Raw genomic sequence first — 24,406 nt, 5'->3', positions numbered from 1 at the left:
GCCGCCAGTGCCGTCTACGCTGTTCTATGTTTCCGCAGTCGCGGCAATCTATAGTCCGATGCTGCCCCCTGGGTTGCCGGACAGGTATTCGAGGCAGTCGGCAAAACGCAAGAGGATGGAGCCTCGCTTGGGCCCGCGTCTCCAGCGAACCCGCCAATGATTTGATCCACTACACTTTCGATCGCCGGAGTAACGTCTTTCAACCGTACTGACGCTAGATGCAAAACCTTCGCACGGGTCCGCGGCAGACCGCGCTGAACGATATTTTGTGCTGCGATCCACAGGCGACGTATCCGAAACTCCTCCCAAGATTCCTCAAGCTGTTCGAGGGCAGCCGCTCCGCGTGGCATTCGCCCTGCGTTAAATAAATACCAACACACTCCGACTTCCCGTGTCATAGCATTTCGAGTTGCGCGTATCGGGGGCTTCGCGGAGAGAAGACGCTCCTTAGCTTCAATCAGTGCTGAAACGGATAGTTCGTCGCGCTCGCGCCATCGATCGTCGTTGCGGTCCAACGTGTTGCTCTCCGTTACGTCAATGAGCCATCTCGCATCGTGCCTCCGCAGGATCTCGTAAATTTGGGGGCTTTGCTGCCTCGCGAGCCCGGCCTGCGCGCCGTCCACTGAGTTGAGAATATCCATCCATTCCTTTCGCAAGCTTCGAATGTAGCGTGGGCTTATTCCGGCGTACGACCTCAAGCGTTTGGCTTTCGCTGTGTTTGTGTAGATGACATGTTGAATCTTTGCTTTGGGAACATCCAACCGGTCCGAGATGCTGCCGAGCGACGCTCCTTCATCGCGCAATTTGATGATTGCGTTCCGCGGATGCTCCCCCAAGCTGTAAAAGCGATCAATCACCGGCTCACGGGTTCCACGTTTGAACCGCGAGAAGCGGATGCTAACACCACAAGCGCATCGTCCAGTTCCGACGAACGAGCCGTCAGCGTTGTACTTTATAGCGACATGGTCCATCCGATGGCCGCGTCGATGGGCAGCGAGCCGGTTCGGACAGACCGCGACGTCTTCACTAGGCGGTGGTCTTAATCGATGGGCCAGGGCCTGATTCGATGATTCGATACCGTCAAAAAAGTGCTCTAACAGAACATGCTCAAGTGGCTGAAAGACTTGCTTCTTAGCCTCGCACGTCAGCATGCGGACCGCCCATTTACCTGTGCTCAGTCCCACCTTCTTAAGATACCCGGCATTGAACCAGCCGGTTGCCGAAGCGGAGAACGCCTCTGTCTTCAACCACCCGCGAATGTTGACGAAGCCGGCCTGCTCGGCACGGGCAAGGTAATTCTCGTAGCTAGTCTTGCCATAGTTTCCTGGTGGCTCGTAAAGCAACTTTACGGAGGCCTTCATTACCTTCATCAGAGTATCGTCTTTCAGCCAATCTTTGCCTAGGTCGCTCACAGCAGGGGCGGACTCTTTAAATGCGTGTTCAGCCGTCGTCCAAATGACTTTGCCACCATCACAGTCAACGTTCACCGGAGTAACTCTGAGCGGTAGATTGTGCTTAACGCATGCGAAGACCCCTGGCAGTTGATGCGCACGTCGCCAGTAGCCTTCACCGCACCGTTGGCGGTCCTCTTGGATGCAAGCGGGGCAGACACGCAGCAGGGAGACCCGCTTCACGGCCGAGTTGAAATGACCTAGGAGCGCATAAGACGTGGGAATTCCTGTCCCGAACGCCGCATTGAGTACAGCTTCTTGTTTTTCGGAAGGTAGATAGCTAAGGAAGTAGGGCAGAAGTGTGTGATGATAGGCAATTTCTTTCGCCGACAGTCTCCACGCCGCGCTCGTTTCAGACGCCACCCTCGATAGATTGAAAAGCAGATCCGCCTTTGGTGCGGATGACCTTTCGAACAGGCCCTGCATCACCGGATAGCAATTCGAGTAATTGTTGAGAACCGCTACAGAAGCGAAGTACCGAGCGATAGCGCTGAATAGGAGTTCATCATCGTAAGGTACCGGTAGAGCAACAGTCATGATGCTACTCCTTAACGTACGGCGATGTCCTTTTGAAGTCCATGTTTGGCGGCGAGCACAATGCAGTAACGCTCATCCTGCAATCCACTTATGCGTGACAAGTCACTCGTGACAAGGTACGAGCTTCGCCAGGGCTGCTTCCACGATCGGGTTCAATGCTCTGGAAATGCCTGCAAGCTTGAGAAGCTTCCACCGTGTAACTTCTTGGCTGCATGCGGAGAGTCTCATCCGCGCGACTTCGAGCCGGCGTATCTGAAATTGCTCCGCTGACTCCGCAAGGTCCCGTAAGGCGGCATGGCACAACGGGAGCTTGTCCCGGACGCTTGCGCCCAGCACCCATACGCCGGCCTCAGCGGCCATCGCGGCCTTGCTCACACGTACCGCCGGTGAGTCCAATCCCCGGAGCTTTGCCGCAGCTGTCTCCAGCCGAGTGCGCCACTCGCGGTCTCGGCGCTTCCATTCCATTTCGCTAGCCTTTCGCCGTGGCTGGCATCGACGTTGCGCGGACCTTGTAAGCCAATCGCGATCGAATTCTCGTAGGCGGTTGTAGAGAAGCTTGTTACGTTGAGCGGCGAGGAGATGACCCCCTGGGGCCACCTTGCGCAGCGTTTGTCTCCATTCGCGCCGGCACTGAAGCAATTGGGCAGGCGTCGGTTTCGATTGCTTCCGGTCCCCTGGCCGCTTCGACATTCGCAGCGCTGCCCTTGGCGGAAGACCCATGCTGCGTTCGATCGCTGGGTACGAGTGTCCTTGGCCATGCATTGCGCGTACCGCGTTTGCCCAATCATGACCGTATTTCGTTATCTGCAGGTCGCATGGAGTCTTCCCGTCCGGTTCACATCTCAAAAAAGTAAAACGGACGCCGCAACTACAACGACCATGAGCGACCTGCTGGCGGTCAGTGGTTTCGGTCACCCTGACTTCATCAACGACATGCTGGCGTTCGTGTGCCGCGTAGCTATTCGGGCAGACGATGGGCTGATTTGTGCGAAGCTTCGGAGTGACCTCTGTCCTTGGGTTAGGTCCCTCACATTGCTGAAGTAGATTCGCCATCAGGATGTACTGCAACGGATGGAATAACGTGTGCGGGCTTTTCAACAGTCGCACAACCCACGACGCGCTCTGCTTCCAAGCGATATTCAAGCGTGTAGCTCCCAGATAGGCGTTTCCGTAGAGATCGTTCATTTTCGACAACAGAGCGCCAGTATCAATGTAGCCGCTGGATTTAACGAAACCCCTCTGGTGAGCGACGGCCAACCAGTTTGTCTCAAAAGCAGGGGACGAGCAGGCCGAGTCGCGCGCTGCAAGTGTTTCAATGGATGTTGTCTGCACGGCACGTACATGCACGTTGTCCCTCCAGTCAATGGTGTCGTCGACGACGGGGCGCCATTTCACCGGTCCGCCGCCGTTTTCAGCTTCGGCGACGCACAAAATCGTGCCGTGTTTTGGGCAGGTGAACACACCGGGCAACTGGTGTGCTCGCCTCCAGTACGGACGTCGTCCTTCGAGAACGTCGGACATCGCACAGCGCATGCAGCATCGAAGGTGATCAACGCGCGCGACGTTTGAGTGGTTCACACGCAAGGTGACGGCCGGTGATGTACCTTCTTGTCCTGAAATGCCGGCGTAGGCGGCGGTGCGACGTGCCGCTGTGGTGTAGCTTGCGTAGTACGGAACCACCGTGTGTCGGTGCGCGATTTCGAGAGGTCGAAGCCCCCAGGCGACATGGGTCTGCCTAGAAAACTCGGCCAAGCTGCAAATCAACTCCTTTTTTGGATGCGCCAGTCGCCCGAACAACGTGTCTATTACAAATGTCGGAGCGGGAATATCCGCCGCTTCCAGGTAGCGTGCAAGGACGCCGAAGAGCAGTTCTTCGTCATAGGGTAAAGGCAGGGCGATTGACACGGTTCACCTCCCGCACCATGGTTATAAAAGGCACGCGTTGCCTTCGATCGATGCGTTAACGTCCAACGAGCATGACCGACGAAGCCTTTGCACCATTGTCGCGAAAGGAGCGGTGGGTGGCCCTTCTCCCACGCGCCCGGTTCGACGACAGACAAAATCCTGGCTTCACGCGGTCTCAGCGTGCGCTCGGGTCCCGATAACGTAGCCAGCCAGTCGTAACTTCTCCACCGCTTCGTCGGCATCCTTGGTATCTCCGACGATGTCTTGGAGAGATGGAAGGTCATCTTGACTTGAGCTGAGATTAGCGTCGAAGGTCACGCCAGCTTTTTCGCACGCTGCCTGAGTGAGCTCCGTTCCAGTGAGAGTAGGCGCAACTTTTAGGACCTCGAGTACTGCGACGAGCGCCTTGGCCTCACGGACACCCATAGCCACGAGATCGGACACTGATGCCAACTTCGCCTGATTTCGCTGACGCTGCTCTCTCGCCTCGGCGATCTTCGCATCTTCCGCTTCCTTGTTTACGGCGTCTTCAAGCCCGGCTAGCGTGTCCACAAGGAGATCGTTATAAATCTCGATGCGATTCTTCTTCTTGCTTTTCAACGCAGAAAGCATCGGTTGGACGGGACCGAGCCATTCTTTAGAGACATAGCGCAGGAGCGGCTTAGAGATCTTCTCGCTCTGATCTTGGATAGCGACAATCTGCGTGAACTGGAAAAGTCGCATCACGAGAGCATGTATGCCCTGCGTCAGATCGTAGAACTCCTCGCTGAAGTCGCTGTTGAAGCGCTGCACTTTGGATGTCCACTGGAACTTGAAGAGCCCGCGAAGGAAGAAATGCCATTCGTCATCGAATGCCATGTTTGTGAAGGTCATCGACCCACGATCACAGGCTCGGCGTGCCAGGCGGAAAGACTTTTCCATCAAGGGTCGAGCCTGTGGAGTGCCGGTGACCAACATCGGGATCTGCGCAATATTGGTGAACGTTACGAAGAAATCCATGAAGGGATCACCTCGCCTTGCCGCTCCCCTAGCCGCAAACTGGATTTCATCTACGACGATCAGACCGGTGTGATGGTATCGTGCGACAGCAGCGGCCTTGTTCATCAGCTGGTCCAGTCGAGCCGCCTTGCCAACTTCTTGCTCATAGTGGGTGCCGAGCAGGCGGTCGTATTCAATCAAAATCCACCGAAAAAGTTGCTTGATGCTTCCGTCCGGCGGACAATCTACTTTGAGCCACACGACCTGAAGGTTGCTGCCCGCGAGCCTTTCATGACGAATCACGGGCGGCACGAAAGAAAGCGTGCGATATACGGATGTCGATTTTCCGACCCCGGATACGCCGGTCAGGGCCATGACGGCCGAGTGCGCCGGTCGGAACGGGAGCACAGGGGTCATCGTTTTTTTACCCATCGACGCGGCATAGCGCGACCGGATGACCTCCTGCGAGTGGTCCCAGGGATTGCGCCACATATATCCCTCGATGATTAGCCGAAAGATTGAGTCGATAAGAGTGGGATGGCATGTCAGCGAATCAAAGTAGGTTCCGAGTGAGGCGACTCTCTGAATCCGGGAGCTAGCTGGCAGTTGCCGGTCGGTTAGACAGAACTGTGGTGCGTTTGAGAATGCCTCCAGAACTGATTCGGAGTTGATGTAGATGGGAAGAGATCGAATCAGCGGATTGTCGACTCCAAGATCCTCATCGCGGGGCACGTAAATGGCGTCGACGAACTTCAGGTCAGACGTCGAAGCGTCTTCCTGAGCTTGCTCTTCGGTGTCGAGATTTGGATGGAAGTCCATGATTACCTCCTAATTTGCTTGAGAATGTCTAAGGTCTTGCTCTTCCTGCTCATGCGCACAGTTTCTACTGCGGCTTGTTGATGAGCGCGCATTGAGGAAGTTATGCGGCGTCTTGCAGCGCCGCGCTGCTTCGAAATTTGGTTGAAGTGAAGGTCCGAGCGTGACTTACGTTCGTCGGCGACAGATGCGATAAAATCGGCTTCGACATCCGTCAGATGCTCACGCTCCGCGGCGCGCTCGCGTTCGCGTGTTTTGCGTAAATCGTAGACTTGAGGCTTGCGAAGACCCGCTTCTTTCAACGATTCCTTCGTCTTCTTGGCCGCTTCCTTAACAATTTTGTTGTCAATCTCCTTTGCGCTCACCCTAAATGCAAAGTCATCGTCCTTCGCGCGTTCAAGATTTGCCTTCTGCCGGTCCTCGAGAACATTACGTTCCGCCATTGAAACCCCTTCACGATCAACGTACTTTGAGTTGGTCCCGGCTTTTGTGCACTTTTCGAACCGGCCGTCTTCGCACAGGTAGATACAATCAAGGTTGCTTGGATCAAATGCGATCTCCACGGTCCATCGAGCGTCGCGTCCCTTGATGAGCCAGTCGCCGTCTCTTGCCGCTGGGCAAAGGTAGTAATACTTGCCAAACTCGATCCCTTTATGAGTTACAGTCGCTCTTTCGCGTGGAAGCACGTACCGTCGAACAGTTTCGACAGAGTCATTTCTAAGGAGCCCGCCTGTTGAGGAAATCCCGTAGTCCCAGAGTTCGAGAGGAGTGGGCGCTCCGCCCTCAGCAACCAAATCGGGAATGGGTGGAAAGTCCGAAATCGGTGCTGCGTTATGCCGCAGGACGGCCAAGATAATGATCTGGGTGAATTCGTACAAGGTCAGTGCGGCATCTTGACGAGGGTCGCGAGAACCACGTTCATCGTAGTCCCTGTCGACGTAGCCCGGCATGAAGGCTCCCCATGGACGCTGGATGGTGTTAAAACGCAGTTCCACGATCGATTTGGCGTCTGGCCTGCCCGACGGCGCGTTTTCGATGTGGATGCCAAACTCACTGCTGAGAAGTTGCCCTGCGCGTACCTTCATCATTTCGCCTTTGTCACCGAACAGTGTTGTCGGCATGTGATGACACGGCCACTGATCCTCGGAGATTGTTATTCCGAATTGCGCGCAATAGGCTACCTTCGGTGTTACGACATTGGTCAGTAACATCATGGCGGCGACCCACGAAGGAGGCTCGAATCCGACGTAGATCCCTACAATGAGGCGACTGAACAGGTCGATGGCGAAATAAATGGTCGGCCGCCCGACGAGGGAAATCCGGTCGAAGATGGAAAGAAGGTAAGCATCGGCTATTGTGGCGTCGATAACTGCGTAACCAGGGCAGGTCACATGTTGGTCCGCCCGGCCATTGAAGGCGCGCCCGATCAGTTCGAACTTTCGCTTTCCGAGCTTGGAGCGTTTGACAACGGCGTGGGGGCGCCACCGCAGCACGAGATGCTGCAGTTGTCGCGCGGTCGGCTGGAATCTTCGATCGGTGGCTTGGATAGCGATTTTTCGACCTCGCGCATCCAGAGCCGTTCTTCCGACACAGAACTTCGCAGCGTATTCTTCTAACGCTTCTCGGTAAGTCCTATGCTTCCAGTCCTGTAAGAGCCAATCAGCAGCCTGATTAAATATCTGACGTGCGATCTCGTTAAGAGGCAGGCCAGGATAGTTGTTTCGTGGACGCCTTCCGCTTTTTGCATTCTTGAAGATCTTGACTTTGTCTTTGCCCCCGCACAGATTTCTATCGTCCATGAGTGCCGAACGGGTCAGACCGCGCTGCCAATACCGCCTAAGCAGACGAGTAAGTTTTTGCCGCGTTGTGTGGTTCAGTCGAGCGTGCTCGTTCAGTATGCCGTTTCGGTACTTGGGGAGCATGAGACGGAACGCAGTCGGCCTCGTAAGGAGGGCTTCGATGAGATGCCAATCGCTGTCCAACCGACTTTGATCATATCCTGACCGTGGCGGCCGGTTTTCCAACGACCAGGGGTCAGCGGCTTCTACGGTAAGCCGGTCCTCCGACGGTCCGCTCGGGTCCATTCGCCGACGGATCTCATCTGCGGATATCGGCTCGGGCCAGGTGTTCTGCCCTTTGCCGATGTCGTAAAGGGCGACGAACTGGCCGGCTCCTTCCGGAGTGACGACTCGATAAACTGCTTTGCTGGTAGGGTCCCGCAGCAGCATTCCGACCGCTAGTGCAGGTGGGGAGTAGGTGGTATCCATGATGTGAGGAGGAGTTGGTAGCGGCGAACGCGTCGCTATCAAAGAGATCGGTCAGGAATTCCACATTTCGGCTCGAATCGGACGGAGTGTCGGAGTACGAGGCGACTGAAGGGGTCGATCGCCAGGTAGACAGCGGGTCTCCCTACAATGACTGTGCGATCGAAGCGAAAGTAAAGATTTACATCGGCGATACCGGTGTAGAGAATCACATGTCGCGGACTCTGAAGCTCCTGGCCTTCGCGCGGTTGGTGCTTGCGTTTGAGGAAGTAGGTTGTGTTCATGATGTGAATGAGCAAAGAGGTTGGTCGGCAAACGTACCTACATTCAAACTGCACTTCAGAACTCTCGCGAACAGCAGGAAGCGAAACGCTGTGAGATGAGCACCGCCTTCAGTCAGCCAAAGCCTGTCGAGGTGGCGGCACACGAGAGAGGCAGGTTCGGCACGCCGTTTACGAGTCGCAGCAAGTACCCGTGCGACACACGCTTGGTCTACGCGAGTGTTACCGCGTAGAGCCAATTCGAAGTTGAAGAGCCAATCGAGGTTCAACGCCCGAGCCGAATTGAGCCCGTCGCTTATGACCAGGGTCCAAGGAACGCCGCGGCTTTCCCAGTAGCGGCGTTCGATCTCGAGCTTTTCCAACGTCCGCTTCTCGGTTAATTGCTGGCGGCTCTTGACGGCCCAAGCTGCGTAACTCGGCGCCACGCTAGCGGCTCTTTTTGTCAACAGCAAGTCGGTCGTTTGAGTGAGAAGAAGGCCGGTTCGAGGGTCTACCGGATGCTTGACATTGAGGTTCCAAGCGATCGCAAGGGTGGCCTTGAGGTCGATGGGGTATTGTTCGCGAATATCCCTGACGAATTCGTCCCACCAGGCTTCGAGGAAAGCTGCGTACTCGAGGTCGGATAAAAAGTGCATTGTTCTAAAGCCGGTTTTTGCGCAGGCAAGACGATGCGACCTGCCTCGGGACGGAACATCAGAAACAGTGAGCCAAGGACGATAGTCAGCTCCCTCGCCCTTACCGCGAAGCTCTCGGTTAAAGCGCTTCTGCTTGGCAAACGTCATTGAATACCTGAATCTCGGCATGATTACCTCCGCAATTCGCCGGCGGCGTCCAAGAAGAAGCGCTGCAAGCTTTTTCAGTACTATTCGGTGGCGTGCCATGAGTCCCCCCGGCCACAAGGCGCGAGCTAAAAGACTCGACGCGGCGCGATATTCAAGCGCGGGGTCGACCAAGGAGAGAGCCGCCGCGCGGCTCTCCGTATTCAACGGTCAGCTGGTAGAAGGGCTTCAGGATCGGTTCATTTCGCGAATGCGACCAAAGGTCGATCTTTGGAATCTCGGCGCGTTGTAGTTCGCTACCAACTTTTCCACGAATTGCTTTGCAAGCAATCTGTCTGCTTCGATCATTCGCCGTCGCTGGCCGGTAATCCAATAGGGAAGCGGTTGTCGACGGGCCTTGTACGCATGGTCGTAGACATAGTCTCGCTGCGTCGGAATGTCCCGAAGTCCTTGGAGAAAAGTTGCAAGGGTATTTGGGTCGAACCTATTCCGTCGAAGAAAGTACAAACGCATGTACGCGTCCAGGCAGTACTGGGCCTCCGCAAACCATTCGTGACGCAATTGCAGTGTCGAGTGATCCATTTGATAACTCCTTACGCAGCGAGCTGTTCGGCAAGCAAATCGATTCGCTTCAGCACGCGCGACTGGCTCGAAATGGCAAAGGGGATCCGAGTGCATCTCGAACCTCGATGCCAGCTTTGGGGAGTCTGAAAACGCAGGAACCAAACCATTTGCCTCGCGCGATTCGCGCGGGGCGTGGACGAGCTGGCAGTAGTCCCCAGACAGGTGCCGGCGTGCCGGTAGGCGAGCTTCAACCGAAGCTCGGGGCCGGAGCTTGAGGATAGAACCGACGAGCGCATCCACCGAATTCAGTGTCTACTCCAGACAAAGAAATCGCTTTGACGCCCGACGGAGTTGGTGAGAGAATTAGGTTGCTGAGGCCGGTTTCTCTCGTGAAACCGCCGGGGGTCGACTGGTTCGGGTTCGCTTGGGTCAGCCGACCCCTCTTCATTTCAGCCCAAAGGTCGCGGTCGGCGGAGCCCTCTTGGACTCCCGTGTTAACTGAGGCAAGCCTCTCCGCTATCGCATATGCACCTCCTCGAGTGGTACAAACGTTAGTCCAATATTAGGACGCTCTGCTCTTCAGTTCCAGTAGGTCAATCTTCGCGCTCGTTCACACTGAGGACGAGAAGATTTCACTTCTCGATTCTAAGTACAACATAATAATTAAGATTAACAATTACCGGAGTTAAGTTTCTTTGTGTATGTTGTCAATTTTATGCTATACAGATACCATCGTTATCGTATTGGCTTCGCCATCGGGCGAGCCAGTAGTCGAGCCAAGCGATCTTGTTTTCGGAATCTTTGATTCGTTGTCGATTGGACCGGTGTAATTCAAAAGATGCAGTAATCTAGATGCACATTCGTTAACATGCGCCGTGTGATCTCCGCGCACCCAAACCGAGCGATTCAAATATTCGATGGGTATGGCAGCACGCGAAGCATCCAAGATAGTTAGCTCTGTCGGCTCGCGTTTCTTCACGTCTGCCCGAAGCAAATCAGCCCTTTCTTGGTATGCTACCTTTCGATGTAGGCGATTTCCTGGGATGGTCGCGCCGACTGTCCGCTGAGCGATGGGCGATGGAAGGCAACTGATCAGGCGTTGGAATCCGTAGTCGACTACCCACCAACTATTAAGAACTACTCGGAGATTGGTCTGGTGTTGGACGATGTGCGATACGAGCCCGAGTAACGGAAGCGGATCCGAGCGAGGAATCTCTCTGCCGCGCCGCGCAAGGGGATGACGGCAAACGCTAGCGCGAAATAGCACGCCTTCGATGCCAAGGTAGAGGATGGGATACATAGCGACCGTTCTCTCTGGGCCGCGTTTTTTGAGGACCTGGTCGGCCCATTTTCCTGCTTTGCGGCGAGGGAAGGTTCCTCTCAGAGAAAACGTTTTTTTTGGAGAGAGAGGACTGTAGCAGCTGTGAGTGATTTCACTCTCCATAGGGTAGTGCATGACAGCGGAAAATCAAGGAGCACCGCACTCTGCGGTGGACGCTGTGTGGGCGGAACTCGCGTCCAGGACTGTCCGGGTGATTCTCGCTCGCCAAGGGGTGGGGTACGCTCAGCTCGCGAAATCCCTCGCTTCGCGAGGCGTGGCAGAGTCCGCGCGTTCGGTCGAGGGTAAGATTCAGCGCGGGACGTTTCGCTTCGTCTTCTTGCTTCAGGTTGTTTCAGCGACTCGTGCCGTGTGCCCAGCGAATTGGGCAAGCGTTTCTTCGTGCGATTCTTGGGAAGCCCGCGCAACAGCCGTCCTGGACGCCGATCTGGCCGAACAACGATGGATCGATGTGAAGGAGCTGTCGCGTCGGCTAGGCACCATCGGCGTTGCTATGTCGGCTCGCGTTCTCCGACAGCAGATCAGGCGAGGGACCTTCACGGCCGCTCTTTATCTCCAGTGCGCGACTGTTTGCCGGTTCGACGGCGTATTCCTGTTCGTTGATCCCGAGGCGATGCGGCGAACCGCAGAAGCGGGCATGGCCTGCCTCGAACGGTTCTGAGGTTTGCGCGATGCTTGTTTTCGCGGCAAACTAGCCTAAAATTACTTTGGCAGGGAAAACACTCGTCAGAACTCCGGGCAGAAAAAATACAATTCCACTAACGCTCGTTCTATATTGCCGCCGCGGGTAGATAGTACATAAATCCTATAACTTTTCTATTGGTTTAGGCGGCCTGACCGGATCGCATCCTGTCAGTCTTGTAATAGGGGGCAATAATGCCCATCTGGCCACTTCCGCCGGTTCCTGAGGAACCGCGCATCCGCCTAATCAAATGGCGCATCTTTGAAATCTTACCGCAGCGAACTCGTCATTTTGTCGGTCTGAATGCGAACGACCGAACCGGCCGAGTGAGCTCCCCAATCGAAAGCTTCGATGCCAAAGCGCTTCAAGGCACGACCCAATCCGGCCGTTTCTACATGCTTGAAGGTCGAAGCGGACACGCGGACGAGGCTCAGTACGTTTGGGATCGATGGTGCCAATTCGCTGGCGTTGTCGAGTACCTTGACTTGAGTAAGAAGGTCAGTTCTTGGGATGCATATGACCACGGCTGAAGAAAGGACGCGAGCAGTCGCCGGCGCCCGCGATCTGCTCGTAACTCTCGCCAATGGACGGGGGCCGTATTGCGCAGATCTTGTGCGAAGTTTGGCAATCGTCTTGCTCAGGCACTATCCCAGCCAGGCCGACATCGACGAGTCCGCACTTGCGTTGCCAGCCGTCTGGGCAGAGACAGAAAAGATGACGGCTCGAAGTCACCGATAGCCGAGGATTCGGGGCCGCCATTCGTATGCGCTGGTCGTCGGTTGGATGGCTTAGCTCACTTGCTGGCCTAATTTGGGCCTTCATTGGAATTTGTCGGAACAGATCATACGCTCAGTTCGTGCTTAGAAGTTGGTACTACTAAGATTAATCCGTCGAACTAGAAGAGGTCGGTATGGATGCAGAGACATGCATTATAGAAACGGAGGTGGGCCGTATATCGGTCGGGTCGTTGGTTCGGCTGTCGTCGCTCGATCCTCTGCCTCGGCAAGCCGACAACCTTCCTGCTGAAACTCCAGTGTTGGTCGGATCCTTGACGCCGCACGAGGCCGAGTGGTTTGGGACGGTGTATGAGAAGGCCGCTCTTTCGTTTGGCGAATTCAACGTCAACGACGTCACACTGATGGAAATCTGTCTCCAGCTGGGTGGCTTGCAAGTTTACTGGCTCGCTGACGCGAATGACGCGCAGTTGTGCGAGGCTGTCGAGCTATGGCAACAAAGTTGTCGAATCCCGATCATGTTTAGGGTATCGCGTGATGTCCGGCGGCACCGAATGGTTTGTGTCGTGACAATGCCGATACTGGCACGCAGGGAATCAAGAGATGTCGGGCGTTTGGCTTCGCCGGCGCCGACGTGGCATGCCTTGCTGTGGGCGGTGGGAACGAGCCGCCGTAGCGCGCGCGTGCCGGCCGGCATTCCAGGAATGCCATTGCAACGTGTATTGACGAACGTCATCGTCTCGGAACGGTTGACGCCCTTCGCGTTCGCGCGATAGCGCCGCTCTCGCAAACGACTCTTTAAAGCTGCCGGTTTGGTATTGTTGGCAACTCGCGCATTGATGACCCCGCCCGGTCAGAGAGCGCTACCCGCGGCACAACGAACCAGCCCTGACTGATCGTCGTTGCCATTCGCACCCCACCACCAGTGGCTCTCCGGTCGAGGGCTGTGGCTGCGGGGCGAAGATTGGCGCGCGACCACGTCAGGTCGGCGTGCATGAGCGGGAATCAGATCTGAAATCTCCGGAGCGACTTCCCAACGCTCTTGACGTTTCGCGAGCCTTTACTGTGACCGCGCGGTCGAGGAGAGTGCGACTTTTGCGACGCTTGCTACAGCGGCATTGGCTAACCAACCAACCGATCGTGGGCTTTCTGCCCGGAGCAGCCGATCTAAGCTGGACGCAAGCGCTTTAAGACCGCGGGATCAATATTCTGGCGAGTGTGCCCCGCATGGAGTTTGCCGCTTCAAAAGCTTGTATGTTTCCACCCTTGCCGCGAACGCGTCGACGGCCGCGCTCGCCGACTGTACGCCCAGGAGCGTTGGTCTGGCGCAGAGGCTGACCATGCTTTCTCGCATGGTGCAAGACGCGTCGGCGGTATCCTTCAAATCGGTCCAGGCTGGTTGCCGATCTTCGATAGCCTCCGAGCTCAAGAGCACAATTTTGACGGCGATCCACTGGGCGCACGTCGCGTCGCTCAGCAAGCGCTGCTTTTCCAAGCTCGATTCACCTGACGAGATGCATCTGAGTGTGCGACCGTCGTTGAGGGAATGTGAGAGAAGCCCGCATAGGCCAAGCAACGCGGTGAGCATGCGGAGTTCGAGTTCCTCTGTATCGAGAGAGCTTGCCCGATTCGGCGCATCCTTCGATGTCGGTACGGGTGCGGCCTTGCACGCGCGAGGCGAGTTGCGGAGCAACAGCGCGCCGTATTCGACGTAGTTCCGCTTCAGTCGCAGGAGCGCAAAAGAGACTACTCCGCCGCAGGCCGGCAAGAAGAGCAGCGCCGGGTAGTCCATCGCAAATCTGAGTAGCCCATCCATGCTGGAGCCAGCGCTGGCAACGCTGCCGGGTCGCTTTAGGATCTTCAATTGCGTGCCAAAAATGCATGGCCACACTAATGAACCCAAGACACATAGCCGTAGGCCAGGGCGACTGCCGTTCACGCGGCAGTGGATTTGCGCAATCGACGGGCGCAGGCGCGCCTCCGCGAATTAGCGCGGATCGCTGTCGTACAATGCGAGGTTATGAACAACCTCGACAGACGCCTCCACGTTGTTGACGCTGCGGCTAAAGGTCGTCAATACGTGTGTTTCTACGGGTAATGGTAGCCGCATATGTGGGCAAAAACAAGGGTTTTCTGTGGAAGGTAACGAATCGATCTGGTCGGATTTGGCCAGCCGGGCGCTTCGCGTTCTTCTGGCGCGCAAGAAGGCGAGCTACGCCCACTTGGCCGCGGAGCTCGGCCGCCTCGGTGTAGAGGAGACGGAGCGCGGGGTCGAAGGCAAGACGCAGCGGGGCACCTATCGTTTTCTTTATTTCCTACAGTCGCTGGAAGCGCTGAACGCTGACTATCCTCCTCACTGGAAAGACGTCATGCGCTCTAACAGGAGTTGGGAGCAGAAAGCGTCTGGAATTCTTGGGGAGGAGATCGCAAGCCGGCCCTGGCTGACTAAGTCGGAGATTTCGCGGCGCCTTCGTACGATCGGTGAAGAGATGACGCCACGCAATTTCTCCGCGCACCTCCGATCGGGAAACTTCCCGGCGACGCTCTTTTTGCAATGCGCCGTAGTTTGCTCCTTCGAGGGATTGGATAAGTTTGTTGATTTCAGTGACCTCCGAGCCGCGGCCGAAACCGCGATGCCGAGGGTTCAGCGGGGTGTGCCCAAGGCATCGGACTACAGCGCGCCTTCTGGCGAGGGGTAATACACGTATTCGCGCACTTCGGTTATCCTCGGTTATCGAAATGCTTTGAGGAGAGGTGCGATGACCAGCCCCGACCAACGCACTGCTGCTGTGTTGGCAACCCGGGATTTACTGGAGACGCTGGCGAAGGGACGACCTACGAGGCCGTGCCTGGCGCAATTCAGGCGCTCGGGAGAGGGCTTCTGATGAGCTTTCCGACACAGAGCGACATTGTGTTGTGGTCGCTCGATTCCCCCGAAATTTGGGGATCGCCGGAGGGATCCGCGGATGCATCATGACCGTCGAGGATATGTTGCATGAGAACTGCCGACGGGCTCGGCGACTTTACGAGGAGGTTGGAGGCGTACCAGCCGCCGCGGGAAAACGATGGCCCGCGTCGACGACAGGACTCCCACGCTCGCCGTGCGGCAGCCGAAACGCCACAGCCAAGGACGACGGCGGCTCGCGGGCAATGAAGCGCGACATAAGCCTTCGATTCGGTGGCTTTGGACAACTGCGTTCGCCCTGTGCGCTCTGAGCGGCATCGTGATCCGCGTCGTCGCCTGGTAGCCGGCGGAAGCGGGCCGGTCGCCGAGAATACGACTCCCAAGCCCGCGTGGAATTGCTTCGGTGTATTTGAAACCAGGCGGTTCGATCGCGCGTACGGATCGGATATGGTCGGAACTCAAATGTCTTACGCGAATCGATAACGCGCAAAGTGCCGACATTAGATCGACTAGCAGCGCATGCGCATTCAATATTTCGTCCATGTTGCCGATATCCTGTGGAACGTGATTAACAACAAGGAAATTCGTGTTGAAAGCGACCTATTGCGCCGCATCTTTGTGCCTGCTTGCAGCATCTACTCTATCCGGATGCGCGAACTTCGCGACGACCGAACAGCAGACAACCAGCGTCACCACCTTTGTAAGCGCGCAGAATCCATTTTTTGCCAATAAACGTGGAGAAGGCGCTGGCGATACTCAAGTGAGAAAGCAAGGCATGACGTACATCAGTGCGGGACCGTTGATGGACGTTCGCAAGTGCGACGCTGAAATGACCTCGTGCGCATGGGGCGTCGCTAAGCTTACCAGTCGTGTGACCCTGATCGGTGCCGACAACGCGAGTGCCACTGTGGCAGTGGTACTTGTCTACGATCTCGGCCGGAAGCAGGAGATGACTTGGGGCAACACTGTCATCACCGACGCGATCCCGGATAATATCCCGGTACTCACGGACAATGCGACGTTTTCTAAGAAGGAAAGAATTCCCTATGGCCAGATGCGGCGCGTGAGCTTCGGCCACGGGGTTGACTTCAATATCTGCGCGGTTCCCGCAGACGCCCGGACCCTGATCGCCGTCGATGACAGTTGCGATCTCGACGGAATCATGAGCGGAAAGACCGCGCAAGCGATGATCCCTGCGTTGTAATCGTCCGGTCGCAACTGTACCGAGGGCAACTTCATGCTCTCTCGATTCTGCCGAACGCGACGGCCTGAATCTTTACAATATGGCGATGCTAGGGGCCGCGGACCGAACCAACTTCTGCCGGTCCCGGCGCTGAGAAGTCGACGAACGATCCGCTCCATGTATCGAAGACTTGCAGGCGTTGAATACAAGCAAGTCGGCAACGAGCTCAGTCGCGGCGCCGGGCGGGAACGTCCGGGCGAAAGCCAGGCCAACAAGGCTATCCTCGATCAGAGCTGGGGCGAACTCCGGCATCAGCTTGAGTACAAGACGGAGTGATCCGCCGGCATGCTGCTCGCGGTATCGACGCACAACATGAGCCGCACGTGCCCGCGCTGCGCACACGTGGCGAGGGAGAACCGGAAGATTCAAGCCCGATTCGCGTGTGTGTCGGGCGGATATGAGCACCAACGCCGACGTCGTCGGCGCAATCAACATTTTAGAGCGCGGACCGCGCTTGTTAGCCTGTGCAGCTTCTTCGCCTGAGCTAAGGCGCGTCGTGGCAAGAATCCGCCGGAGCGACTAAGTGGAGGTTCACGTCGCGCAGTAGAAATCCCGGCCCTCGGCCGGTGAGCGTTAGCAAGAGGGGGAGGTGAAGGCGGACATTCGTCGCCCGCCGCTGCGCCTCGAAGTTGCCCACAGAAATTGTGGGCAAGCCTGTGGAAAATGGAAGCGCTGCTCGGATTGGTCCACGCTAGCCCTGATCAAGGCGCGCGCCAAACCACTTGCCGCTGCGGATGCCTCAAGACGTGAACATCATCGTTGCTGACGCGGCGCGCACCGTTTGAGGATTTTTTGCCATCCATTGCGGGCACTCGTGGCGTCGCGGAGAATGTCCAGATATTCGTCGTGATCCACGCGGTCATCGGGCGGCAACGAGACCTTGGCGTGCCGCTCGAGCGCCGCTCGCCGCTGCCGGACGCCTGCAGCCAGCGAGATAATCCGGCTGTAGGTCTCGCATGCGTAGGCAAACGTCTCGCGCTTGGAGTAGTCGATGTTCAGCAAGAATTCCTTTCGGCGTTCCTCGTTGAGCCCGATGGTGGCTCGTTTGCAATTGTGGAAGACATGTGCTGTTTCATGGACGACGAAATCTGCAAACGGGTCGGTTTCCTCAAAGTACATCATAGAGACGAAGCAAGCTGTCTCCTCACTCAGTCCAACGATGTCTCTCGCCTCTTCCGACAGAACAGGCGCACCGACACCGGCCAGATAGAGGTTGGCCACGTCCCATGCTGTCGACAACCACGTTTGCTGCGTGAGGGCTGCGGCGATGTTGTCCGGCGTGAGAAACACGACGCTCCGAGTGAGTGTGTCCAAGATGATGGAGCGCTCGTCGGCGGGGAACAGCCCGCATACCATCGGCGATAGCTTGTCGTGGGCCCACGCATGCAAGTCGCCCGGTACGCTCACCTGGTTGCGGAAACCGTGCGCTCGCCGGAGCGTCTCTTCCACCAGCGCAGTCTTCAGACGTTGGGTGGCCCGTTGCGCGACGTCGACAAAGTCGTCCCCCGGCCAGCCCTCAAACATGCCGTCGTAGTCGCCGCTCGCGAGGTAACGTCGCACCTCAGCGTTGAGCCACGCCGGCGTGCCGACTTTCGGGCTCTGATGGTCGCGCTTCGCGACATTCGATGATATTTGCATATTTTGAGAGTCGGTTCATGCGGAGGGACAACGCTCGAAGATACCGCGGAACACGACACGCTTCGAATGGTTGGGAAATATGCCTTCAAAGGCGTCTGCAAGGTTTTTGGCTTGATACGTTCGAGAGCCATTCTTGCGGTTGGAAGTAAGTGTGCTGTCGAATCAGTATTAGCGCGGCCAAGCGGTTGTAGAAATTGAGCAACGCTCTCCGAAAGGGCGTGGATTGACATTCACTCACTCTGTAGTGGCCAGGGCGTTCCACGCTTTTTTGATATAAAGTCGGCTTGGGTTCGCGCTGGTCATACGTTGTAGCGCGCTCTCATCCTCGATGGTCGGCCGCTTGAAGTTGTGGCACACATAGGCCGCTTGATGGACGATGAAATTCGGATCGTATCGGCCTCGGCGAAGTACGGCAGGGGGAAGCAGCGTTTTGCTTCTTCGCTCAATTGAGAGATAGCCACGAAATCGGGGCGTGGCTAAGTCAGCACGTTGCATCATAAGGGCCGCTGCATACTTAACGATGCGCCTGGGCGTCGGGCCGTTCCGGTGTGGATATTTTCGACGAGATAATGCAGCACTGGTGCCCGTAGCCAAGTTCGATGTGGTTGCCTCTACACGGGGCATCAGGTGTTCGCGCTGCATCGATAGGCTAACATGCGTCGCTTTGCAACACACGCGAGGATTCGCGAACACCGACTGCTGCTCTCAAGCTGGCTGACACTTCATCTGGCGCCCTTACAGCGATTGCGTCCACGCCTGCTTGTTCCCGCGCTTCGCCAAACAAAAACGCTTGCTCCGCAGAAAGCTGGAGTTCGCAACCTCCGTGAGTTGATTTAAGGCTTGGCTTTGTTGAGCCGCCGACGTGATTCACCCGCGATGCGATCGCAAACTCGTATGCGGCAGCGCGAACCAGGCGGGCCCGGCGAACAACACCGCGAGCAATCGCTTGAAGTGCTGCCCAGTCATGGAAGCACTGGAGCAGGCAAACTACGACTGACCCTCACACCCAGGCACATCATCGAGTTTAGTTAGCCAAGAGAAGCGACGCTTCATCCAGATCTGCCGCGAGGGAGACCCGAGCTCATATCGTTGATTCAGCGCCCCGATTCTCAGTGAATATGTCTGCGGGTTTTCTGCGGCACAGGCATAAACCGGCCCTCCGCAGTTCTCGCAGAATGCGTGGATGCGCTTTGCTCCGCTGTCGGAAATTTTTAGGTACTTCCGAGGCGTGCCCGAGACAATTCGGAAGGACCCCGCAGGCGCCGGGATATTAGCTCGAAAGACCGAGCCGGACTGCCTTTGGCAATCCGCGCAATTACAGATGACCACGTTGCCCGGTTCTACCTCTGCTTCATACTTAATCGCACCGCAGTGACATTGACCATCGACTTTCATCTTTGCTCCAATGCGAAGTTCGACATGGAATGGCCTTCCGATGGTAACAGCTCCAGCGGCGCCACGCCCGTGTCTGCTGTCCACCGCCTCTACCGTTCCATTCACCTAAGATACCCGCCCTTGCATACACGCGTGACAGGCGTCGATAAATGTTCGTGGATAGTTCCGTTCAGTGGAACCAATGCCAAAAACATTGACGGTGACGGCCGTAGTGTTTACATTCATGATCGACGGATCGTAGCGGTGCAGGTACGACGGCTCTCGAGTGTGGTGAACAGATAAGACGTGTGAGGTTGGGGATGCTTGGAAGGAAGATTGTCCAGATTATTGTCTTGCTGTCGTTGAGTCTAGCCGGGCTCAACAGCGTGAGGGCGAAGGATTTTCCAGCTCAAACCATCAGATTGCTGGTCGGCTTTGCTGCTGGGGGCGGTACCGACACGATTGCAAGGCTCTATGCTCGCGGCCTGCAAGAAGAGTTGCATACGACGGTTATTGTCGAGAACAGACCCGGCGCGTCGTCTCTCGTTGCGATCAGAATGCTGATGGCGTCACCGCCCGACGGATACACGCTAATGCTCGCAAGCGGAAGCGCGCTGGCTCAGGGGCCGGGAGTCAGGAAAGACCTACCTTATGACCCTCTAAAGGATTTCAGTCTCATTTCGATGGTTGCAACGGCGCCAGGCGTCTTCGTGGTCAGCCCTAAGACAGATATTCATTCCATCGACGATCTCATTGGCTACGCCAAAGCACACCCAGGACAATTGAATTTTGGCTCTGCAGGCGTTGGTGCAGCCAGCCACCTTCAAGTCGAGTACCTGAAAAGCGTCGCTGGAATTTCGATGACCCATATTCCGTACAGGTCGGATCAAGAACTGACTCAGGAAATCGGGATGGGCGATATACAGGTAGGCCTGAGCGTGCCGCAGTTTGTCATTCCTCTTTTGAAGGCTGGGAAATTGAGAGCTATTGCAGTCACTGGTAACCACAGGCTGAGCGCATTGCCTGAAGTCCCGAGTCTCGCGGAATCCCACAACGCCTCGTTGCACGGTATCGAAAACTATACGTTCTACGGAGTCATCGGACCGAAAGGCGTTCCTTCCTCCGTGATTGAGCGTATCAGCGCGGCTGTGAATAAGGTATCGAGTTCTCCGGAAGTAGCCAGCCGGATGCGTAATTCGCTCTATTGCGAGCCAGTTTCGGGTGAAACCGCGCACTTTTCCGACTACATGTCAAAAGAGGTCCCGAAATGGCGGAGGCTGGGCCAGTCCGTCACTGTCGGTGACGGAGGGTAGGCTCTGCGAGGTGAGAGGGCGCATTCCCGACATCTTGAGCGCGAGGGCGCTCAACCCAAGCAGGGAGATTTACGGGGTGTCTTGTGCGGACACGAAACTTTCGGTCATCGCTAAACGATAGGTGCAGCGGTCTTCAGCCGCGTGACTATGACAAACATTGCAAACGAGCCATCTACAGCGAACCGAAACATGATGCGGTCTGTTCAGCGCATTCTTGCTGTGTTCGAAAGCTTCAGTTCGGATCGAACCAGTCTGACCTTACAGGAGGTCGCGGAGCGCATCGAACTGCCGAAGTCGACCGCCTTTCGGATAGTGCAAAGTCTTGAGAAGGCAGGATACCTGGTCCGTCTCGAAGATCAACAATATTGCCTCTCCTTTAGGTTCACTCGCCTGGCGGGCATGGTCAGGAGCACCTTGGACGTTCGAGCAATCGCTCGACCAATACTGGTTGAACTAGCTCAACAGACGAAGGAAACGGTTTCATTGCATACCTTGTCGGGACGAAGCCGTGTTTGCATTGACGCCTTATCGACTGTGTCTGCGCCGTTGCGAGCGGTTACCCAACCGGGCGAGGAAACGCCATTGCTCGGCGGTTCGGGCTCGAAGGTACTTTTAGCTCACATGCCGCCGCTCGAGTTGACGTCGATCTTGCCGTCGGTGGCCCGCGTTTTGAACGTAACAGATGAGGCGCTCATCGCAGAACTTGAGCTGATACGCGCACATGGTTATGCAGTTTCTCACGGCGAACGGCTACTCGGCATTTCGGCGGCATCGGCGCCAATTCGGGATGCAAATCAGGAAGTTCGTTACTGCTTGTCCGTTGCTGCGCCCACTGTAAGATTACGGGTCAACGAAGACGAGGCAATAAGGCTGGTCGTGAGTGCGGCCGAAAAGATCTCGCGTCGGTTTGGCGCGCTCTACCAGTAATCAACCTTTCTTTACCGATATGTTGAAGGTTTGGCGTTCCGTCGGAGTTTGCGACCGCATTTCGGCGTTGCCGTTGAAATGAGGTCGAGAAAATCCACGAGCGCAGCGTTTCGCAAGCTATCGCGAATCCAAGAATCCAAGCCGCCATCCCACACTCCCTTTCGGCTCTTCGTTGGCGGAGCAATCCGGCGTCGTTCCGTAGCTTGTCCTCCTGCTCGTCACTGTCGGTTCGTGCGCCTCCGGCCATAGCCCGTGATGCCAGTTCCCACGGCGTCTCAGCGACTCGTAAATCCGTGTCGTGTTGTCAATCGTCGCGCCAGTCTCTCGAATCGCGACATCTCGGTTAGGAAGTTCCGCTCAGTGGAATTGATGCTGATCATCGGAACGCGTGTTACGATGGGCTGAAGTTTTCTTCTGCGCGGCGAAGGACGGTTCGGAGTTGGGAAGGTCGACTCCCGGGGAGGCATCTGCGGTTCAACGTGCCTTTCTCGGGAAAGGGATTTCACAGGATTAGCTGACCCACCGTCAGCGTTTTTGATATTAAGAGAGACACCTGATGAGCGATACACAGAATGTCAGTTATCACGTCGAGGGCGGCGTGGCAGTGATTACCGTCGACAATCCGCCGGTCAATGCGCTGGCACCCGGTATGCGGGAGGGCATCATTGATGGCCTGGAGCGCGCCGGCGCTGACCCTGCAGTGAAGGCGGTTGTGCTCATCGGGTCAGGCAAGAACTTCATCGCCGGAGCCGATATCCGACAGTTTGGGAAGACGCGCCAAATCAGTACCAGCGTCAGCACTGCTGCCTTGGACGCATGTGAGAAGCCCGTGGTAGCCGCGATGCAAGGCTACGTTCTTGGCGCGGGACTCGAGCATGCCCTCGCATGTCATTATCGAATCGCCGCGCCTGACGCCAAGCTGGGACTGCCTGAGGTAAGCATCGGGATAATTCCAGCTGGGGGTGGGACCCAACGGCTGACGAGGTTGATCGGACCGAAGGTGGCTGTTGAGATGATCAGCAGTGGTCGTCATGTTTCCGCGTTCGAGGCGTTGAATTCCGGAATCGTTACGCAGATTGTGAGTCAGGAAAATCTTCTGGCTAGCGCAATTTCTTACGCGAAAGACGTCGCGCCCGTGCGCCCATTGCCACGGGTTCGGGACATGATTGATCAAATTACCTATGCGGGTCAGCACCCTGAAGCCTGGGAAGCGGCGAAGAAGGCCGCTCTTAGCAAGGCTCGTAACGTGAAGGCACCGCACTGCGCTGTCGCTTGCGTGGAAGCGGCACTAACCGGTAGCTTCGAGGACGGACTGGCTCTTGAGCAGCGACTGTTTTCGGAACTCGAGGGCTCGGATGAAGCGAGGGCATTGCGATATGCTTTCTTTGCCGAGCGTGAGGCGAAAAAGATTCCGGGCGCGCCCGCGTCCTATAAGCCTGAAGGCGTGCGATCCGCTGCAATCGTGGGCGCTGGAACAATGGGGGCTGGAATCGCAATCTGTTTTGCGGACGTTCGCGTTCCGGTGAAAGTGCTCGAAGTGACGCAAGAGGCACTCGATCGAGGCATGAAGCGGATTCACGACACGTATGCGGTAAGAGTGCGGCGCGGAAGCCTCACGCAAGAAGAAATGAACGAGCGACTGACGTACGTACAACCTGTCTTGCGATATGAGGACATCTGGGACGCCGATGTTGTCGTGGAAGCAGTGTTCGAGCGTATCGATCTGAAAGAAGATGTCTTCACGAAGCTGGACGCGGTGATGAAGGAAGGGGCGCTCCTGCTTACCAACTCTTCGGCGATCGACATCAACACGATGGCGGCCGTTACACGACGTCCGCATGATGTCGCGGGGGCACACTTCTTTGCGCCTGCGAATGTCATGAAACTCTGCGAAGTCGTCAGGGGCGACCGGTCGTCAATAGAAACGATACTCCGAGCGACGAAATTGGGGCGTGACCTCGGCAAAGTAAGCGTCGTTGCAGGTTCTTGCGATGGTTTTGCGGCAAATCGTAGCCGCGCGCCGCTGGTGACGGAGATGATGCTGATGCTGGAAGAAGGCGCGCTGCCCCAGCAGGTGGATAAGGTCATGGTTGGATTTGGCTACCCAATGGGACCTTTTGTGGTCAGCGATTTGTCGGGTCTAGACGTTAGTTACGATACGCGCAAGCGCCGCGCCGCTGCAGACCCGACCTATCGAAAGCTCCACGTCCCCGATCGCATGGTTGAGATGGGTAGAAAGGGGCAGAAAAATGGTGCGGGTTGGTATCGTTACAACGAAGGTGATCGCACGCCGCATCCGGACGAAGAGGTTTCGAAGATTATCCGTGACGTTGGTCGTGAGCTTGGCGTCCCGCAACGTGAGTTTTCAGACGACGAGATCCTGAACCGCTTGCTCTTCGCTTCGGTGAACGAAGCCTGCAAGATCCTGGAAGATGGTAAAGCCTACCGCGCAAGTGATATCGACGTGATGTGGCTGTATGGTTTTGGCTTCCCGCGCCATCGAGGCGGACTGATGTACTGGGCAGACTCGATTGGTGCACAAAAGATCTTTGAGCAGGTCAGTGTGTGGCACGAGCAGTATGGAAAGCGCTGGAAGCCAAGCCAGTTGTTGGCGCAGATCGCCGAAGTTGGTGGATCGCTTCGAGAGGCCCAAGCGCCTAATCTTTCTTAAGCATT

General features: G+C 56.4%; 19 protein-coding genes. 9 read left to right on the top strand and 10 right to left on the bottom strand.

The annotated features are described in order from the left end of the window. Positions 1 to 14 precede the first annotated feature (14 nt). The 7 genes from NK8_RS32180 to NK8_RS43790 all read right to left on the bottom strand — a co-directional run bounded on the left by NK8_RS32180 (position 15) and on the right by NK8_RS43790 (position 10,875). Positions 15 to 1,988 carry a TnsD family Tn7-like transposition protein gene (locus NK8_RS32180; protein ID WP_213232294.1) on the bottom strand — a complete coding sequence of 658 codons (1,974 nt, stop codon included), beginning with the start codon at positions 1,986 to 1,988 and terminating at the stop codon, positions 15 to 17. Positions 1,989 to 2,090: 102 nt separating this feature from the next. Continuing rightward, positions 2,091 to 3,893, bottom strand: coding sequence for a TnsD family Tn7-like transposition protein (locus tag NK8_RS32175; protein WP_213232293.1), 1,803 nt, complete (start codon positions 3,891 to 3,893; stop codon positions 2,091 to 2,093). Between the two features lie 165 nt (positions 3,894 to 4,058). Then, entirely contained in the window at positions 4,059 to 5,690 is a 1,632-nt protein-coding gene (locus NK8_RS32170; RefSeq protein ID WP_213232291.1) for an ATP-binding protein, read from the bottom strand. A gap of 2 nt (positions 5,691 to 5,692) precedes the next feature. Continuing rightward, positions 5,693 to 7,954 (bottom strand): Mu transposase C-terminal domain-containing protein, encoded by a 2,262-nt coding sequence (locus tag NK8_RS32165; protein WP_225936455.1) that lies wholly within the window; start codon positions 7,952 to 7,954, stop codon positions 5,693 to 5,695. A gap of 277 nt (positions 7,955 to 8,231) precedes the next feature. After that, complete coding sequence (locus NK8_RS32160; protein ID WP_213232289.1) at positions 8,232 to 9,035, bottom strand: TnsA endonuclease N-terminal domain-containing protein; 804 nt, start codon at positions 9,033 to 9,035, stop codon at positions 8,232 to 8,234. Positions 9,036 to 9,239: 204 nt separating this feature from the next. Continuing rightward, complete coding sequence (locus NK8_RS32155; protein WP_213232287.1) at positions 9,240 to 9,593, bottom strand: hypothetical protein; 354 nt, start codon at positions 9,591 to 9,593, stop codon at positions 9,240 to 9,242. 700 nt (positions 9,594 to 10,293) lie between these two features. Beyond that, entirely contained in the window at positions 10,294 to 10,875 is a 582-nt protein-coding gene (locus NK8_RS43790) for an HAD domain-containing protein (RefSeq protein ID WP_225936537.1), read from the bottom strand. Between the two features lie 154 nt (positions 10,876 to 11,029). Here NK8_RS43790 and NK8_RS43025 point away from each other — a divergent pair, with 154 nt between their 5' ends. From NK8_RS43025 to NK8_RS32145, 3 genes are all read left to right on the top strand, one after another. Beyond that, on the top strand, positions 11,030 to 11,575 hold the full coding sequence (locus NK8_RS43025) for a DUF6471 domain-containing protein (RefSeq protein WP_225936454.1): 546 nt from the start codon (positions 11,030 to 11,032) through the stop codon (positions 11,573 to 11,575). Positions 11,576 to 12,106: 531 nt separating this feature from the next. Continuing rightward, entirely contained in the window at positions 12,107 to 12,334 is a 228-nt protein-coding gene (locus NK8_RS43470) for a BPSL0761 family protein (RefSeq protein ID WP_367657808.1), read from the top strand. A 172-nt stretch (positions 12,335 to 12,506) separates the two neighbouring features. Continuing rightward, on the top strand, positions 12,507 to 13,106 hold the full coding sequence (locus NK8_RS32145; RefSeq protein WP_213232284.1) for a hypothetical protein: 600 nt from the start codon (positions 12,507 to 12,509) through the stop codon (positions 13,104 to 13,106). A gap of 425 nt (positions 13,107 to 13,531) precedes the next feature. Here NK8_RS32145 and NK8_RS32140 read toward each other — a convergent pair whose 3' ends face one another. Next, complete coding sequence (locus NK8_RS32140; RefSeq protein ID WP_213232283.1) at positions 13,532 to 14,146, bottom strand: hypothetical protein; 615 nt, start codon at positions 14,144 to 14,146, stop codon at positions 13,532 to 13,534. Positions 14,147 to 14,465: 319 nt separating this feature from the next. Here NK8_RS32140 and NK8_RS32135 point away from each other — a divergent pair, with 319 nt between their 5' ends. The 3 genes from NK8_RS32135 to NK8_RS43785 all read left to right on the top strand — a co-directional run bounded on the left by NK8_RS32135 (position 14,466) and on the right by NK8_RS43785 (position 16,754). After that, a complete protein-coding gene (locus tag NK8_RS32135; protein ID WP_213232282.1) occupies positions 14,466 to 15,029 on the top strand; it encodes a DUF6471 domain-containing protein in 564 nt (187 codons plus the stop codon). Positions 15,030 to 15,824: 795 nt separating this feature from the next. Continuing rightward, positions 15,825 to 16,439 carry a hypothetical protein gene (locus tag NK8_RS32130; RefSeq protein WP_213232281.1) on the top strand — a complete coding sequence of 205 codons (615 nt, stop codon included), beginning with the start codon at positions 15,825 to 15,827 and terminating at the stop codon, positions 16,437 to 16,439. 156 nt (positions 16,440 to 16,595) lie between these two features. Then, positions 16,596 to 16,754 carry a hypothetical protein gene (locus NK8_RS43785; RefSeq protein WP_213232280.1) on the top strand — a complete coding sequence of 53 codons (159 nt, stop codon included), beginning with the start codon at positions 16,596 to 16,598 and terminating at the stop codon, positions 16,752 to 16,754. A 477-nt stretch (positions 16,755 to 17,231) separates the two neighbouring features. On the opposite strand, the gene NK8_RS32120 is transcribed toward NK8_RS43785, so the two are convergent. Beyond that, positions 17,232 to 18,116: a hypothetical protein gene (locus tag NK8_RS32120; RefSeq protein WP_213232279.1), complete on the bottom strand. Its 885-nt coding sequence runs from the start codon at positions 18,114 to 18,116 to the stop codon at positions 17,232 to 17,234. Between the two features lie 987 nt (positions 18,117 to 19,103). Further along, positions 19,104 to 19,511, bottom strand: coding sequence for a GFA family protein (locus tag NK8_RS32115; protein ID WP_213232278.1), 408 nt, complete (start codon positions 19,509 to 19,511; stop codon positions 19,104 to 19,106). A 299-nt stretch (positions 19,512 to 19,810) separates the two neighbouring features. Here NK8_RS32115 and NK8_RS32110 point away from each other — a divergent pair, with 299 nt between their 5' ends. The 3 genes from NK8_RS32110 to NK8_RS32100 all read left to right on the top strand — a co-directional run bounded on the left by NK8_RS32110 (position 19,811) and on the right by NK8_RS32100 (position 24,401). Next, positions 19,811 to 20,803, top strand: coding sequence for a tripartite tricarboxylate transporter substrate binding protein (locus NK8_RS32110; RefSeq protein ID WP_213232276.1), 993 nt, complete (start codon positions 19,811 to 19,813; stop codon positions 20,801 to 20,803). 189 nt (positions 20,804 to 20,992) lie between these two features. After that, complete coding sequence (locus NK8_RS32105) at positions 20,993 to 21,730, top strand: IclR family transcriptional regulator (protein ID WP_216858872.1); 738 nt, start codon at positions 20,993 to 20,995, stop codon at positions 21,728 to 21,730. A gap of 556 nt (positions 21,731 to 22,286) precedes the next feature. Beyond that, the gene (locus NK8_RS32100) at positions 22,287 to 24,401 is read left to right on the top strand and encodes a 3-hydroxyacyl-CoA dehydrogenase NAD-binding domain-containing protein (protein WP_213232274.1); all 2,115 of its coding nucleotides are present in this window, start codon (positions 22,287 to 22,289) and stop codon (positions 24,399 to 24,401) included. Positions 24,402 to 24,406 lie beyond the last annotated feature (5 nt).

The organism is Caballeronia sp. NK8 (assembly GCF_018408855.1).
Taxonomy (GTDB): Bacteria; Pseudomonadota; Gammaproteobacteria; order Burkholderiales; family Burkholderiaceae; genus Caballeronia.
This window is presented reverse-complemented; position numbering and strand designations above follow the sequence as displayed.